Genomic DNA, 14,369 nt, shown 5'->3' with positions numbered 1-14,369 from the left:
GGCTTGCTGGCGTGGTAGCGAACACGGACTGTAGGAGCCGGCTTGCTGGCGAAAGCGGTGGGTCATTCGACATGAATGTGTCAGGTCAAACCCTTCGCCAGCAAGCCGGCTCCTACAGGTGACCGGCGTTTACAGGTGAAGTGTTATGGCGGTGATTGCAGCTGGCCACGCGACTTTTGATGTTTATAAAAAATTCAGATCCACGGAGCCTCACCGATGAAATCCTGCGAAGTCAACTTTGACGGTCTAGTGGGCCCGACCCACAACTACGGTGGGCTGTCCTTCGGCAATGTCGCGTCCCAGAACAACTGCCAGCAAGCCTCCAATCCGCGCGAGGCTGCACTGCAGGGCCTGGCCAAAATGAAAGCCCTGATGGAGATGGGATTTACCCAGGGCGTGCTTGCGCCGCAGGAGCGGCCCGACGTGGCGGGTCTGCGTCGACTTGGCTTCAGCGGCAGCGACGCGCAAGTCATCGAACGCGCTGCAAAAGAATCCATGCCGCTACTCGCCGCCAGTTGCTCGGCATCCAGCATGTGGGTGGCCAACGCCGCCACGGTCAGCCCGAGCGCCGATACCGCCGATGGCCGCGTGCATTTCACCGCCGCCAACCTCAACTGCAAATACCACCGCAGCATCGAACACCCGACCACCAGCCGCGTATTGGGCGCAATGTTCGCCGATCAGCAGCATTTCGCGCACCACGCAGCGTTGCCTGCCGTTGCCCAGTTTGGCGACGAGGGCGCGGCCAACCACACACGTTTCTGCCGCAGTTACGGCGAGGCCGGCGTCGAGTTTTTTGTATTCGGCCGAGCGGCGTTCGACAGCCGCTTCCCCGCACCGCAGAAGTACCCGGCGCGACAGACCCTCGAAGCTTCCCAGGCGGTGGCTCGCCTGCATGGCCTAAGCGCAGAGGGCGTGGTTTTCGCCCAGCAGAATCCGGCTGTGATCGATCAAGGCGTGTTCCATAACGACGTGATCTCGGTCGGCAACGGCGAAGTGCTCTTCTATCACGAGGACGCGTTTCTCAACACCGAGCCGATGCTGGCCGAGCTGAATGACAAGCTCGGTCGCCGGGGCGGGCGCTTCCAGGCCATTTGCGTGCCGCGCAGTGAAGTCGGCGTGGAAGACGCGGTGCGCTCGTACCTGTTCAACAGCCAGTTGTTGTCCCGCGCCGACGGCTCGATGCTGCTCATCGTGCCGGAAGAGTGCCGCAGCAATGAACGCGTGTGGAACTACCTGCAACGCTTGTTGGCCGATGACAGCCCGATCCGCGAGGTCAATGTTTTCGATCTCAAGCAAAGCATGCAGAACGGCGGTGGCCCTGCCTGCCTGCGTCTGCGGGTGGCGCTGAACGAGACCGAACTGGCCGCGGTCAATCCGGGCGTTATCATGACCGCACCGCTGTACGAGACGCTGACGCAGTGGGTCGACAAGCATTATCGTGATCGCATGAGCGACAGTGATCTGGCCGACCCGCAACTGCTGACGGAGTGCCGTACCGCGCTGGATGAGCTGACTCAGCACCTGAAGCTGGGCGCGGTCTATCCTTTCCAGATCGATTGATCCACCCCCATCCGTGAGCCATGTGCCAGAGCGGCGCATGGCGACGATGTTTTTGCTTTTGAAAAGAGAGAGTTTTGCCATGACCGACGCGCTGCGTTTGATCCTTGAAGACACCGACGGTACTCAGCTGGAAACGTCCTGCACTCGTTTTGCCGTTATCTGGCAGGGCAAGGAAGTCTGGATTCAGCAGGACGGCCGCGGCCAGCTGCTGATTGGCGTTGATGTGGAAGAAGGCGACGCCGAGTACGCCAACCTGCTGCTGCGCCCACTGGCCACCAACCTGGTCAGCCTGCAGCTGGAAATGGAACCGGCTGACATGAGCGGCGACGATGAAGACGGCCATGTGCACGGCCCCGATTGCAACCACGACTAAGCCCGCACAGGACCGTCCCATGCTCGCCCTCGGCAAATTGCTTGAACTGACACTCGCGGGTCGCGAACCTGCGGAAAAGACTCAGCTGACCGTCGACGGCGTGCGTCTGCGCTGGCTGGCAGAGGGGGCGCTTGAAGTCAGGCCCCCCGAGGCGCGCGACAACGGCACTGACCTGCTGCTGTCCGCCGGCATCCATGGCAATGAAACTGCGCCGATCGAGTTGCTCGATGCGCTGATTCACGCCATTGCCCGGGGTGAACTCAAGCCGCGGGCGCGTATTCTGTTTCTTTTCGGCAACCCTGAAGCGATGCGCCGTGGAGAGCGTTACGTCGAGCAAGACGTCAATCGCCTGTTCAACGGCCGTCACGAGCACAGCGGGGGCAGCGAAGCGCTGCGTGCCTGCGAGCTCGAACGCCTGGCGGCGAGCTTCTTCAGCATCGCGGGCCGTTACCGTTTGCACTACGACCTGCACACTGCGATTCGCGGCTCGAAAATCGAGCAGTTCGCCCTGTACCCGTGGAAAGAGGGCCGCGCGCATTCCCGACGCGAGCTCGCGCGGCTGCGAGCAGCGGGCATGGAAGCGGTGTTGTTGCAGAACAAGTCATCCATCGTCTTCAGTGCGTACACCTACGACAAGCTGGATGCCGAAGCCTTCACGCTGGAGCTGGGCAAGGCGCGCCCCTTCGGGCACAACCAGCAGGTCAATCTGCAAAAACTGCAGGCCTGCCTGGAGCGGTTGATTGCCGGCAATGAAATCGATGACGGTGTTGGGCTGGACGGATTGCAGTTGTTCAGCGTCGCGCGCGAAATCATCAAGCACAGCGATGCTTTCCAGCTGCATTTGCCGGTGGACATCGAGAACTTCACTGAGCTCGAAAAAGGCTACGTGCTCGCCGAAGATCTCGCCGATTCACGCTGGGTAATAGAAGAAGAGGGCGCCCGGATCATCTTCCCCAACCCGAAAGTCAAAAACGGCCTGCGGGCCGGGATATTGATCGTGCCGGCGACAGACGAGACGCTGGTTTAGTGCAGCCTTCTTGGCCGGCGAAAATCGTGTCTGCAGGAGCCCGCTTGCCCGCGAATGCAATATTTCTGCGCCAGCGGTATCGCCTGACCCAACGCTTTCGCGGGCAAGCGCGCTCCTACATGAAATTCGTCGAATCTGGCTGCCGTGGCTGGCTTGCAATCCATAGCCGGCTTGCTGGCGAAACTAGGCATTCCGGCCACCGCTGACGACCGACGAGCACCGTTGACGACCGCCGACAATCGCTGACGACCGCTGACCTCTGTAGGAGCCGGCTTGCTGGCGAACCTGTCGTGCCAGCCGACATATCGCTGGCTGTCCGCTCTATTCGCCAGCAAGCCGGCTCCTACACGTTTACACCGTGTGCATGGTAAAGCTGCGGAATCAACCCGCCGCCTTCTGCACCTCACCGACCCGACGCACCGCCCGCAATTTGGTCAGCGTGTCGGCGCAGGTTTTTGCTGCTTCCTGACCCTTGTGTACGAAATGATCGAAGAAGAACTTCTGATGCTCTTCACCGGCATGGAAGTGATGCGGCGTCAGCACGACCGAGAACACCGGCACCTCAGTTTCCAGCTGGACTTGCATCAGGGCGCTGATCACCGACTGCGCGACGAACTCGTGGCGATAGATCCCGCCGTCGACGACCAGGCCTGCGGCCACAACGCCGCCGTAACGGCCTGACTTGGCCAGCAACTTCGCATGGAGGGGGATTTCAAAGGCGCCGCCGACTTCAAAAAAGTCGATATCGGTTTCGGCATAGCCGTGCTGAGCCATTTCGGCGACGAAGCCCTTGCGCGCCTGATCGACGATTTCCTTGTGCCAGCAGGCTTGAATGAAAGCGACGCGCTCGTGAGCGTGAATGGCGGTAGGTTGCATGTGTTCTGACTCCTGTTTAATGAAAAAAACAGGGCGTTTGGATCGAATGGGATGCCAGGGTACGCTCGAACGTGTGCCCGACGCCATGCGCCCGGCCCGTCTCGATACGATCCTGTTGTGCCAGTCCCGTTCTCTCTTCATCCGGACTATGACCGTCGGCCCCGGAATCACACCGGGTCTGCTGTCCTTGCATCGACGCTGAAGTCGCTGCAAGCGCTCGCGGGCTAGACGCATTGCGCGCCATTACCGCCGGTGGGGAATCGCACCCCGCCCTGAGAACGTTGCCGACGGCAATCTCCGCCGGCGTGCAGTTTGTAACATAGATTTCCGTGATTCGCTTGGAGCCTTTTTGATGGGTTTCATCAGCTTTTCTTCTAAGGCGGCTTGGCATTGCGCACCCAAGCCTTGATTATCGTTGCCCCGGGCCTTAGAACAGAGGCTTGACCCTTTTTGCATGGGAGCTTTCATCGTGGCGGTTATCGATCTGCGCAGTGACACCGTGACCCAACCCTCGGCCGGCATGCGTGACGCCATGGCTAGTGCGCCACTGGGCGACGACGTGTATGGCGAGGATCCAACGGTGAATCGGCTGGAGTCCTGGCTCGCGGAGCATCTCGGTTTCGCCGCCGCGCTGTTCGTGCCCACCGGGACCATGAGCAACCTGCTGGGTCTGATGGCCCATTGCGAGCGCGGCGACGAGTACATCGTTGGCCAGCAGGCCCATACCTACAAATACGAGGGTGGCGGCGCGGCCGTGCTGGGCTCGATTCAGCCTCAGCCGCTCGACAACCAGGCGGACGGGTCCCTTGATCTGGAGCAGGTCGCCGCCGCCATCAAGGCGGACGACTTTCATTTCGCCCGCACCCGATTGCTGGCCCTTGAAAACACCATGCACGGCAAGGTCCTGCCGCTTGAATACCTCGCGGGGGCACGGGCATTGACCCGCGAAAGAGGCTTGAACCTGCACCTTGATGGCGCTCGTCTGTACAACGCCTCGGTCAAACTGGGCGTCGACGCGCGTGAGATCGCCGGCCATTTTGATTCTGTTTCCGTATGCCTCTCAAAGGGGCTCGGCGCGCCGGTCGGTTCAGTGCTGTGCGGGTCAGACGCGTTCATCGGCAAGGCCCGTCGCTTGCGCAAGATGGTCGGCGGTGGCATGCGGCAGGCGGGCTCGCTGGCCGCGGCGGGTCTTTACGCGCTTGAGCATCAAGTCCAGCGTCTGGCCGAGGACCATGCCAATGCGGCAGCCCTCGGTCAGGCCCTTGCGGAGCTTGGCTTCGACGTCGAACCGGTGCAGACCAATATGGTTTATGTGCAACTTGGCGATCGCGCTCAATCCCTCAAGGCACTGTGTGCGGAGCGGGGGATTGTCCTGAGCGCCGCGCCGCGCCTGCGCATGGTCACTCATATGGATGTGACGAGTGCGCATCTGGATCAAGTGGTCTCGGCGTTTGCCGAATTCGGCGTTCACTGATGGTGCCATCAGCCCGATTGCCGGTTTCTATCGAATAACACGCTGTACCGAGCGTACAACGCCTATATAATGCGGCCCTTTGCCGTCGCTGCGTCGAATGACGCTATGCATGTGCCAGGCCGAAGTTTCCGTGGAAGAACCTATGAAAAGCGCAGAAATCCGTGAAGCCTTCCTTCGCTTCTTCGAAGAGCAAGGCCACACCCGAGTCGCCTCCAGCTCCTTGATTCCGGGTAACGACCCGACCCTGCTGTTCACCAACGCAGGCATGAACCAGTTCAAGGATTGCTTCCTCGGCCAGGAAAAGCGGTCCTACACCCGCGCCGTCAGCAGCCAGAAGTGCGTCCGGGCCGGCGGCAAGCACAACGACCTGGAAAACGTCGGCTATACCGCACGTCACCACACCTTCTTCGAGATGCTGGGTAACTTCAGTTTCGGTGATTATTTCAAGCGCGACGCCATTACTTACGCCTGGACCTTCCTCACCGGCGTGCTGAACCTGCCCAAGGAAAAACTCTGGGTCACGGTATACGCGTCGGATGACGAAGCGTACGACATCTGGACCAGGGAAATCGGCGTGCCGGCCGAGCGCATGGTGCGTATCGGTGACAACAAGGGCGCGCCATACGCCTCCGACAACTTCTGGACCATGGGCGACACTGGCCCGTGCGGCCCTTGCACCGAGATTTTCTACGACCACGGCGCCGACATCTGGGGTGGCCCGCCGGGTTCGCCTGAAGAGGACGGTGACCGTTACATCGAAATCTGGAACAACGTCTTCATGCAGTTCAACCGCACGGCCGATGGCGTTCTGCACCCGTTGCCAGCGCCATCGGTTGATACCGGCATGGGCCTTGAGCGCGTGAGCGCCGTGCTGCAACACGTCAATTCCAACTACGAAATCGACCTGTTCCAGAGCCTGCTGGCCGCTGCTGCCAACGCCATCGGTTGCAGCAACGACAATCAGGCGTCCCTGAAAGTCGTCGCCGACCATATCCGTTCGTGCGGCTTCCTGATTGCCGACGGTGTGCTCCCGTCCAACGAAGGCCGTGGTTACGTGCTGCGCCGCATCATTCGCCGCGCCTGCCGTCATGGCAACAAGCTGGGCGCCAAGGGCAGCTTCTTCTATCAGATCGTCGCGGCACTGGTCGCCGAAATGGGCGAAGCGTTCCCTGAGCTCAAGAACCAGCAGGCGCACATCGAGCGCGTACTGAAGGCCGAAGAAGAGCAGTTCGCCAAGACCCTGGAGCAGGGCTTGAAGATTCTGGAGCAGGATCTCGCCGAGCTCAAAGGCACCATCGTCCCCGGCGACGTGGTGTTCAAGCTGTACGACACCTACGGTTTCCCGATGGACCTGACCGGCGATATCGCCCGCGAGCGCAACCTGACCCTCGACGAGGCCGGTTTCGAACGTGAAATGGACGCCCAGCGTGAGCGCGCGCGTTCTGCCAGTTCCTTCGGCATGGACTACAACAGCCTGGTGAAGGTTGATGTGGCCACGCAATTCACCGGTTACAAAGCCACCGCAGGTGAGGCCAAGGTCGTCGCGCTCTACAAAGACGGCATCGCGGTCGAGCAGCTGAGTGAAGGCGAGGACGGCGTCGTCATCCTCGACCAGACCCCGTTCTACGCAGAATCGGGCGGCCAGATCGGCGACAGCGGTTACCTGACTGCCGGTGGCGACGTACGCTTCGACGTGAGCGACACCACCAAGACCGGCGGCGCGTTCCTGCACCACGGTGTTCAAGTGTCGGGCAGCCTGAAAGTCGGCACCACCGTCAGCACCGAAGTCGCGGCCGAAGTTCGTCAGGCCACTTCGTTGAACCACTCTGCCACGCACTTGCTGCACGCCGCGCTGCGCCAGGTGCTGGGCGACCACGTCCAGCAGAAAGGCTCGCTGGTCGACAGTCAGCGCCTGCGTTTCGACTTCAGCCACTTCGAGGCCATCAAGCCCGAGCAGATCAAGGCGCTTGAAGACATCGTCAATGCCGAAGTGCGCAAGAACACCGCCGTCGAAACCGAAGAAACCGACATCGAGACCGCCAAGAAGAAGGGCGCCATGGCGCTGTTCGGCGAGAAGTACGGCGACAGCGTTCGAGTGCTGAGCATGGGCGGCGGTTTCTCGGTCGAGCTGTGCGGCGGCATCCACGCCAACCGTACCGGCGACATCGCGCTGTTTAAAATCGTCAGCGAAAGCGGCGTGGCCGCAGGCGTGCGCCGTATCGAAGCAGTCACTGGCGCCGTGGCGCTGGAATACCTCAACGCGGCTGAAGAGCAACTGAAGGAAGCCGCGAACCTGGTCAAAGGCAACCGCGACAACGTTCTGGACAAGCTGTCGGCAGTCCTGGAGCGAAATCGTCTGCTGGAAAAACAACTCGAACAGCTACAGGCCAAAGCGGCCAGCGCTGCGGGCGACGACCTGTCGGGTTCGGCTGTCGATGTCAAAGGCGTGAAGGTGCTTGCTGCCCGTCTCGACGGTCAGGATGGCAAGGCGCTGCTGGCGCTGGTTGATCAATTGAAAAACAAGCTCGGCCGCGCAGTGATCCTGCTCGGCGGGGTGCATGAAGACAAGGTCGTGCTGGTGGCAGGCGTCACCAAAGACCTGACTGGCCAACTCAAAGCCGGTGATTTGATGAAGCAGGCAGCTGCCGCTGTTGGCGGTAAAGGCGGCGGTCGCCCTGACATGGCGCAAGGCGGCGGTGTTGATGCTGCCGGACTCGAAGCAGCGCTGGCACTGGCTGTTCCGTTCGCCGAACAAGGTATTTAAGTCGACCCACCCGGGGTCCGTCGTTCGGGCTCCGGCGCTTCGCGGTTTGAATGATAACGGGCGCCCTTCATGGGCTGAGGCGGCTTTGAGATGGCTCTAATCGTACAAAAGTTTGGCGGCACCTCGGTGGGCTCGGTTGAGCGTATCGAACAGGTGGCCGACAAGGTCAAGAAATTCCGTGATGCGGGCGATGATCTGGTGGTCGTGCTGTCGGCCATGAGCGGCGAAACCAATCGCCTGATCGAACTGGCCCGGCAGATCAGTGATCAGCCGGTGCCGCGCGAGCTGGACGTGATTGTTTCCACCGGCGAGCAGGTCACCATTGCGCTGCTGGCCATGGCGCTGATCAAGCGTGGTGTTCCGGCAGTGTCGTACACCGGGAATCAGGTTCGCATCCTGACCGACAGCGCTCACAACAAGGCGCGTATCCTGCAGATCGACGACCAGAAAATTCGCACCGACCTGAAGGCCGGCCGGGTTGTGGTGGTCGCCGGATTCCAGGGCGTTGACGAAGACGGCAACATCACGACTCTCGGCCGTGGTGGCTCCGATACCACGGGTGTCGCGCTTGCAGCCGCGCTGAAAGCCGACGAATGCCAGATCTACACCGACGTCGACGGCGTCTACACGACGGACCCGCGTGTGGTGTCTCAGGCCCAGCGTCTGGACAAGATCACATTCGAAGAAATGCTGGAAATGGCGAGCCTGGGCTCCAAGGTCCTGCAAATCCGCGCGGTGGAATTCGCCGGCAAGTACAACGTCCCGCTGCGCGTACTGCACAGCTTCAAGGAGGGTCCAGGTACCCTCATTACCATTGATGAAGAGGAATCCATGGAACAGCCGATCATTTCGGGCATCGCCTTCAATCGCGACGAAGCCAAGCTGACCATCCGTGGCGTGCCAGATACCCCGGGCGTTGCGTTCAAGATTCTGGGCCCGATCAGCGGTGCGAACATTGAAGTCGACATGATCGTGCAGAACGTTTCGCACGATAACACCACCGATTTCACCTTCACCGTGCATCGCAATGATTACCAGGCTGCACTTCAGGTATTGCAGAACACCGCGAATGAAATTGGTGCGCGTGAAGTGATTGGCGATACCAAGATCGCCAAGGTCTCCATCGTGGGTGTCGGCATGCGTTCCCATGCCGGTGTGGCCAGTCGCATGTTCGAAGCGCTGGCCAAGGAAAGCATCAACATCCAGATGATTTCTACTTCCGAGATCAAGGTGTCGGTGGTGATCGAAGAGAAGTACCTGGAACTGGCGGTGCGCGCACTGCATACGGCGTTCGAGCTCGACGCCCCGCGTCAGGGCGAGTAAGCCCCGGCGAAAGGCGCGGTCATGACCGCGCCCTCGCCTGGTCGAAGTGTGAGAGAAGCTGTTCTTTTTCCGGCGCTGGTCGATACACAGGTATGGACCTGCGTCGCTTGCGGCTCGGGCCTGTGCCGTTTGTTGTGCAGACTGTAGTCCCTCGAATGCAAGCCGTAAGGAGATAGGTATGCTGATTCTGACGCGCCGTTGCGCGGAAAGTCTGATCATTGGTGACGGCGAAATTACCGTGACCGTGCTCGGTGTCAAAGGTAATCAAGTACGCCTCGGGGTTAACGCGCCCAAGGAAGTGGCTGTTCACCGTGAAGAGATTTACCTGCGTATAAAGAAGGAGAAGGACGAAGAACCAAGCCATTAATTTTTATTGAATTTTTGGTTTGCAAACGGGGAAAAGGGTGGTTATTATACGCCCCGTGTTGCGGAGAGCTGGCCGAGTGGCCGAAGGCGCTCCCCTGCTAAGGGAGTACACCTCAAAAGGGTGTCGGGGGTTCGAATCCCCCGTTCTCCGCCATTATTTGCTTAGTACGTTGTAATCTTGCTTGATCGGTAAGTTGTTGAATTTACTAGAAAAAGTGCTTGACCAAGAGATTTGACGGCCTATAATGCGCGGCAACAAATGCACTCGTAGCTCAGCTGGATAGAGTACTCGGCTACGAACCGAGCGGTCACAGGTTCGAATCCTGTCGAGTGCACCATTTAAGCGTTGCTTGTAGTGATACAAGTGACTGTCTTAAGTTAGAAAGAGCCTGGCTTCAACAGGTCTTCGGAAGCACCACTCACTTCCGGAAGTAAAACGCAGTAGCCAGCGGTGAACTGGTTTATCAAGCGCCATCTGCACTCGTAGCTCAGCTGGATAGAGTACTCGGCTACGAACCGAGCGGTCACAGGTTCGAATCCTGTCGAGTGCACCATAAAAGGAAAAGCCCGCATGCAAATGCGGGCTTTTTGCTGTCTAGCGTTTACCTTTTACGCAGCCGTGCTCGTCGAAGATGACTTGCCTGCTGTGTCCTTTCTTCTCGCTGTAGACATACCTCACCTCAGCGTTGCGGCTGACAATTTTGTCTGGCTTGCCCAGCAAGCTCTCCACGTCTCGTTTGGTCATGCCCGTCGGTGTCTTGTAATTGATGATCGCCTTGCGGCGTTGTTGTGCGTTCAAGACATTGCCGCATCCATCATCACGCTGCCCCACGACGACCGCCTCCCTGGTTCTGAGCGGATGCAGTGCGTCTGCTTTCGTCGTCGGAGGGGTGAAGGTCATGCCTGATGCCGGGTTGATATTCACGGCTGTTGTGTCCTGTCCCGCACCGCAACTCAACGTTGTGAAGGTCACATTCCCGCCTTGATCGTGGCACCGATTGACTGTTGTGGCTGCGGCGGGAAGCGGCAGCAAAAGCAGCAGGCCGGTTAAAGAAAGCATGGGGTGTATTGGCATCGCAGTGTCCTCCTTGACGAACGTCGAGGAAGGTTAGCGACGGGTGTTTATCGCGGCGAGCGGGTTTTGTTCACGGGATGTGACGCCATTGGGATTGCGACTCGGCGGGTTATTAACATTGTGTTGCAACCGGTTGTTCCACGTTGAATTTTTAGCCTTCCCCCACAGCAAGCGGTGTATGATTGCGCCCGTCAGCCCCGCCGGGGCTTGTGGAATACCTCCATGGACTTACCCAGTAGTCACTCAACACTAAGTTTCACCAATCAAGAATCGACTGATTGATCTTCTGGCGTGTTCCACTGCTGGGAGTGGAGTTCGCCTATGACCGAAGTAGAAGTAAAAAAAACGCAGGAAAGCCTGCAGGACCGTCTGGCCCAGGTCGTCGATCTGCTGCAGCGTCAGCGCATCGTTGAAGACCTGACTCATCGTCAGGAAGGCCAGCATCAGGACCGTGTCGAGAACCTCGTTCACCGGCAAAACCTCGTCGAGCTGCAGCGCAAACTCGATGATCTTCACTCCGCCGACGTCGCCTACATACTCGAAGCACTTCCCCTCGAAGACCGCCTGACGGTCTGGCAGCTGGTGAAGGCCGAGCGCGACGGTGACATCCTCCTTGAAGTGTCCGACTCCGTCCGGGAAACCCTGATCGCCGACATGGACGATCACGAGTTGCTTGCGGCAGCCAAGGAGATGGACGCCGACGAGCTCGCCGACCTTGCACCAGAACTGCCGCGTGACGTCGTCCATGAGTTGATGGAGGCGCTGGACACTCAGCAACGCGAGCGGGTCCGCTCGGCACTGTCGTATGACGAGGAGCAGGTCGGTGCGCTGATGGACTTCGAGATGGTGACCATCCGTGAGGATGTCAGCCTGGAAGTGGTTCTACGTTATCTGCGCCGCCTGAAGGAGCTGCCGGGTCATACCGACAAATTGTTCGTAGTTGACTCCGACGGCATACTCAAAGGTGTGCTGCCGATCAAGCGTTTGCTGGTCAATGACCCCGAGAAGCAAGTGTCGGAGGTGATGGCCAGTGACCCGGTAAGCTTCCATCCCGACGGCGATGGTTACGAAGCGGCGCAGGCGTTCGAGCGATATGACTTGATCTCCTCCCCGGTGGTCGACAAGAACGGCAAGCTGATTGGCCGTCTGACCATCGATGAAATGGTCGATCTGATCCGTGAGGAAAGCGAAACCGAAGTCCTCAATATGGCGGGTTTGCGCGAAGAGGAAGACATCTTTGCGTCTGTGTGGCGTTCATTGCGGAACCGCTGGTCCTGGCTGGCGGTGAACCTGGTCACAGCCTTCCTCGCTTCCCGGGTCATCGGGCTGTTCGAGGGCTCCATCGAGAAGCTGGTGGCGCTCGCAGCCTTGATGCCGATTGTGGCAGGCATTGGTGGCAACTCCGGCAACCAGACCATTACGATGATTGTTCGGGCAATGGCGCTGGATCAGGTAAGCACCGGCAATACGTCCCGTTTGATGCGCAAGGAACTGGCGGTGGCACTCATCAACGGTCTGGTATGGGGTGGGGTGATCGGTATTGTGGCCTACCTGCTTTATAACAGCTGGTCACTGGGTGTGGTCATGACCGCAGCGATGACCTTGAACCTGTTGCTTGCAGCGTTCATGGGGGTATTGATTCCGATGACACTCGTTCGATTCGGGCGCGACCCGGCGATGGGGGCAAGTGTCATGATCACGGCCATGACCGACAGCGGCGGCTTCTTCATCTTTCTGGGGTTGGCCACGCTCTTTCTCTTGTAACCGCTTTCGCCTACTGCGTTTTAAACCGAAAAACCGCCCATCCAGGCGGTTTTTTATTGTGCGCTTTCCGGCGGATCAATGCCTTTCGGACACAAAAAAGCCAGCTTGGCGCTGGCTTTCAATTCTCTGGATGAACCGACTTTATTCTTCGTCGTTCGCCAGGCTGGTGTCATGAGCGATCAGCGAAACCAATGCATTCTGTTGGCGGTGGGCCAACTGACGGAAGCGTTGCAGAAGCTCGCGTTCATGCAGCGAGAGCTCCGGGCTGTCCAGACGCAGGCTTGGCTCGTCGCCCAAAGCGCCTTCCTGAAGCAAGCTTTGCTCGATGCGCGCGATGATTTCCGAGTTCATGCTGCGGTGATGCTGTTTGGCGACGTCAGCAATACGTTCGCGCATACCTTCCGGAAGGCGAACGACGAACTTGTCAGCTGTGCGACTTGAATAATTGGCCTGTTTCATAGGGCTCATATATTTAACCGAATTAGTTCAAAAGAAAGAGGCGGTTCTTGCATTAGGCCGCGAGATGTCAGTCTCTGACTGTCTTTCGCCCAAAATGTTCAACCGGCCCGCATAAAGGATCGCCATCCTGCACCAATGCGTCGAATCCTTGGCGTCAAATGTGTGACAAATATTGAACTAGATAAAGGCGATTAGCCAGCACCAATCATCAGAAATGCGCCCCAGTTTGCAAACATACACGCCGGGAGCCCTGAAAGTGCTGGACGAGCGCCATGATGGCTATCTGTCTTCAGCGTAGTGGGAAAGTGAGAAGAATACGAGGGGAGAGGTGAGAAAAGGACGAAGGGTCTTACAAAAAGTCAGCAACGGAAGTGCGGAGCCGGCGGTGAATGACGCTGCGGTCTGCGGCAACGACGCTCCATAGAGCGACGTGGGGTGAATCAAGGCTTGGCTTGGCGCAATACCGGATCAAATTTGATGCGGCGACCTACGAAGAGCGCGGCGATGAACAGGCTCGCAAAAACGCCAGCGGCGGCTTTTGCCAAGGTGCTCAGACTTTCCGCGGAGGGAAGCAGCAACTGATCTGTAGCGACGGCCATCAAGGCCAGAATCAAAAAGGAAATTGCTGCTTTGGACATGGCTGCTCTCTAAAATTTTGCTGGGGCTTATAAGGCTGGCTGGCGTGCTTTGAACAGCAATCAGAACACCCAACGCTCTGACCGTGGCACTGCAACCGATTCCTCGCTGTCGTGGGCCAGGATGGCCTCACTGCTTTGGCTAGGCATCGTCGCGAAGCGCGGCCCCTGCTGCATCAGGTGGTGAGGCTGAGCTTGAACCGCCACGCTCTCCGGTTTGCCACCATCAGCCTGGAAGTGAAAAGCTACCAATGTGATGAGTGCGGCGGCGTTGAGCAGGGAGAGCGTCATGTTCATCTCGGATACCTTCGCGATGGCGGCGTTAGTGGGCAATTCGCCAGGATACTAATGCAGCCTGCATGCCAAATACACAGCGTAGTAAATTCCTTATAAATCAACTAGATATAAAGCTATTCACGGATTGTAGGGTTGCGTTTTGCAATGATGTCACTAGGCCTCATTGCAATCTGCACGATGGCGCGATGATATGCACGGAGATGAAGGACTACAACTCGGGTTGTGAATGACGACATGACAAGCCAGCGCCTTATCGTTAAGATGCACGCCGTCCGATTTGGTGTCCTCTTAGTTCAACGGATAGAACGAGCCCCTCCTAAGGGCTAGATGCAGGTTCGATTCCTGCAGGGGACATATCTGCCTTGTTCGCACG

At 58.7% G+C, this 14,369-nt stretch carries 13 protein-coding genes, 4 tRNA genes and 1 riboswitch; of the genes, 12 read left to right on the top strand and 5 right to left on the bottom strand.

Annotation, left to right across the window (positions count from 1 at the left end):
- Positions 1–216: 216 nt before the first annotated feature.
- The 3 genes from astB (at position 217) to astE (ending at position 2,963) form a co-directional block, all read left to right on the top strand.
- The gene (astB, locus tag LT42_RS13345; RefSeq protein WP_037013737.1) at positions 217–1,563 is read left to right on the top strand and encodes an N-succinylarginine dihydrolase; all 1,347 of its coding nucleotides are present in this window, start codon (positions 217–219) and stop codon (positions 1,561–1,563) included.
- A 79-nt stretch (positions 1,564–1,642) separates the two neighbouring features.
- Entirely contained in the window at positions 1,643–1,936 is a 294-nt protein-coding gene (locus LT42_RS13340; RefSeq protein WP_037017250.1) for a hypothetical protein, read from the top strand.
- Between the two features lie 19 nt (positions 1,937–1,955).
- Positions 1,956–2,963 (top strand): succinylglutamate desuccinylase, encoded by a 1,008-nt coding sequence (gene astE / locus LT42_RS13335; protein WP_037013736.1) that lies wholly within the window; start codon positions 1,956–1,958, stop codon positions 2,961–2,963.
- Positions 2,964–3,344: 381 nt separating this feature from the next.
- Here astE and LT42_RS13330 read toward each other — a convergent pair whose 3' ends face one another.
- A complete protein-coding gene (locus LT42_RS13330) occupies positions 3,345–3,839 on the bottom strand; it encodes a 6,7-dimethyl-8-ribityllumazine synthase (protein WP_037013735.1) in 495 nt (164 codons plus the stop codon).
- Positions 3,840–3,963: 124 nt separating this feature from the next.
- Positions 3,964–4,123, bottom strand: a riboswitch (FMN riboswitch).
- Between the two features lie 185 nt (positions 4,124–4,308).
- Between LT42_RS13330 and ltaE the strand changes: the two genes are divergently transcribed.
- The 7 genes from ltaE to LT42_RS13295 all read left to right on the top strand — a co-directional run bounded on the left by ltaE (position 4,309) and on the right by LT42_RS13295 (position 10,320).
- A complete protein-coding gene (gene ltaE, locus LT42_RS13325) occupies positions 4,309–5,313 on the top strand; it encodes a low-specificity L-threonine aldolase (RefSeq protein ID WP_037017247.1) in 1,005 nt (334 codons plus the stop codon).
- Between the two features lie 142 nt (positions 5,314–5,455).
- Positions 5,456–8,077, top strand: a complete 2,622-nt coding sequence (gene alaS / locus LT42_RS13320) for an alanine--tRNA ligase (protein WP_037017244.1) — start codon at positions 5,456–5,458, stop codon at positions 8,075–8,077.
- Between the two features lie 90 nt (positions 8,078–8,167).
- Positions 8,168–9,400 carry an aspartate kinase gene (locus LT42_RS13315; protein WP_037013734.1) on the top strand — a complete coding sequence of 411 codons (1,233 nt, stop codon included), beginning with the start codon at positions 8,168–8,170 and terminating at the stop codon, positions 9,398–9,400.
- Positions 9,401–9,578: 178 nt separating this feature from the next.
- Entirely contained in the window at positions 9,579–9,767 is a 189-nt protein-coding gene (csrA, locus tag LT42_RS13310) for a carbon storage regulator CsrA (protein ID WP_037013733.1), read from the top strand.
- A 62-nt stretch (positions 9,768–9,829) separates the two neighbouring features.
- Positions 9,830–9,920, top strand: a tRNA-Ser gene (locus LT42_RS13305).
- Between the two features lie 107 nt (positions 9,921–10,027).
- Positions 10,028–10,104, top strand: a tRNA-Arg gene (locus tag LT42_RS13300).
- 139 nt (positions 10,105–10,243) lie between these two features.
- A tRNA-Arg gene (locus tag LT42_RS13295) sits at positions 10,244–10,320 on the top strand.
- Positions 10,321–10,361: 41 nt separating this feature from the next.
- Here the strand turns inward: LT42_RS13295 and LT42_RS13290 are convergent.
- The gene (locus LT42_RS13290) at positions 10,362–10,841 is read right to left on the bottom strand and encodes a DUF4124 domain-containing protein (protein ID WP_037013732.1); all 480 of its coding nucleotides are present in this window, start codon (positions 10,839–10,841) and stop codon (positions 10,362–10,364) included.
- A gap of 321 nt (positions 10,842–11,162) precedes the next feature.
- Here LT42_RS13290 and mgtE point away from each other — a divergent pair, with 321 nt between their 5' ends.
- On the top strand, positions 11,163–12,605 hold the full coding sequence (gene mgtE, locus LT42_RS13285) for a magnesium transporter (RefSeq protein WP_037013731.1): 1,443 nt from the start codon (positions 11,163–11,165) through the stop codon (positions 12,603–12,605).
- Between the two features lie 141 nt (positions 12,606–12,746).
- Here mgtE and LT42_RS13280 read toward each other — a convergent pair whose 3' ends face one another.
- The 3 genes from LT42_RS13280 to LT42_RS13270 form a co-directional block, all read right to left on the bottom strand.
- Positions 12,747–13,073 carry an Arc family DNA-binding protein gene (locus LT42_RS13280; protein ID WP_037013730.1) on the bottom strand — a complete coding sequence of 109 codons (327 nt, stop codon included), beginning with the start codon at positions 13,071–13,073 and terminating at the stop codon, positions 12,747–12,749.
- Between the two features lie 431 nt (positions 13,074–13,504).
- On the bottom strand, positions 13,505–13,702 hold the full coding sequence (locus LT42_RS13275) for a PA3371 family protein (protein ID WP_037013729.1): 198 nt from the start codon (positions 13,700–13,702) through the stop codon (positions 13,505–13,507).
- 60 nt (positions 13,703–13,762) lie between these two features.
- Positions 13,763–13,996, bottom strand: coding sequence for a hypothetical protein (locus LT42_RS13270; protein WP_037013727.1), 234 nt, complete (start codon positions 13,994–13,996; stop codon positions 13,763–13,765).
- Between the two features lie 282 nt (positions 13,997–14,278).
- On the opposite strand from LT42_RS13270, the gene LT42_RS13265 reads away from it, so the two are divergent.
- Positions 14,279–14,350: transfer RNA gene (locus LT42_RS13265), tRNA-Arg, on the top strand.
- The last annotated feature ends 19 nt before the right edge of the window (positions 14,351–14,369 follow it).

Source organism: Pseudomonas lutea (assembly GCF_000759445.1).
GTDB lineage: Bacteria > Pseudomonadota > Gammaproteobacteria > Pseudomonadales > Pseudomonadaceae > Aquipseudomonas > Aquipseudomonas lutea.
This window is presented reverse-complemented; position numbering and strand designations above follow the sequence as displayed.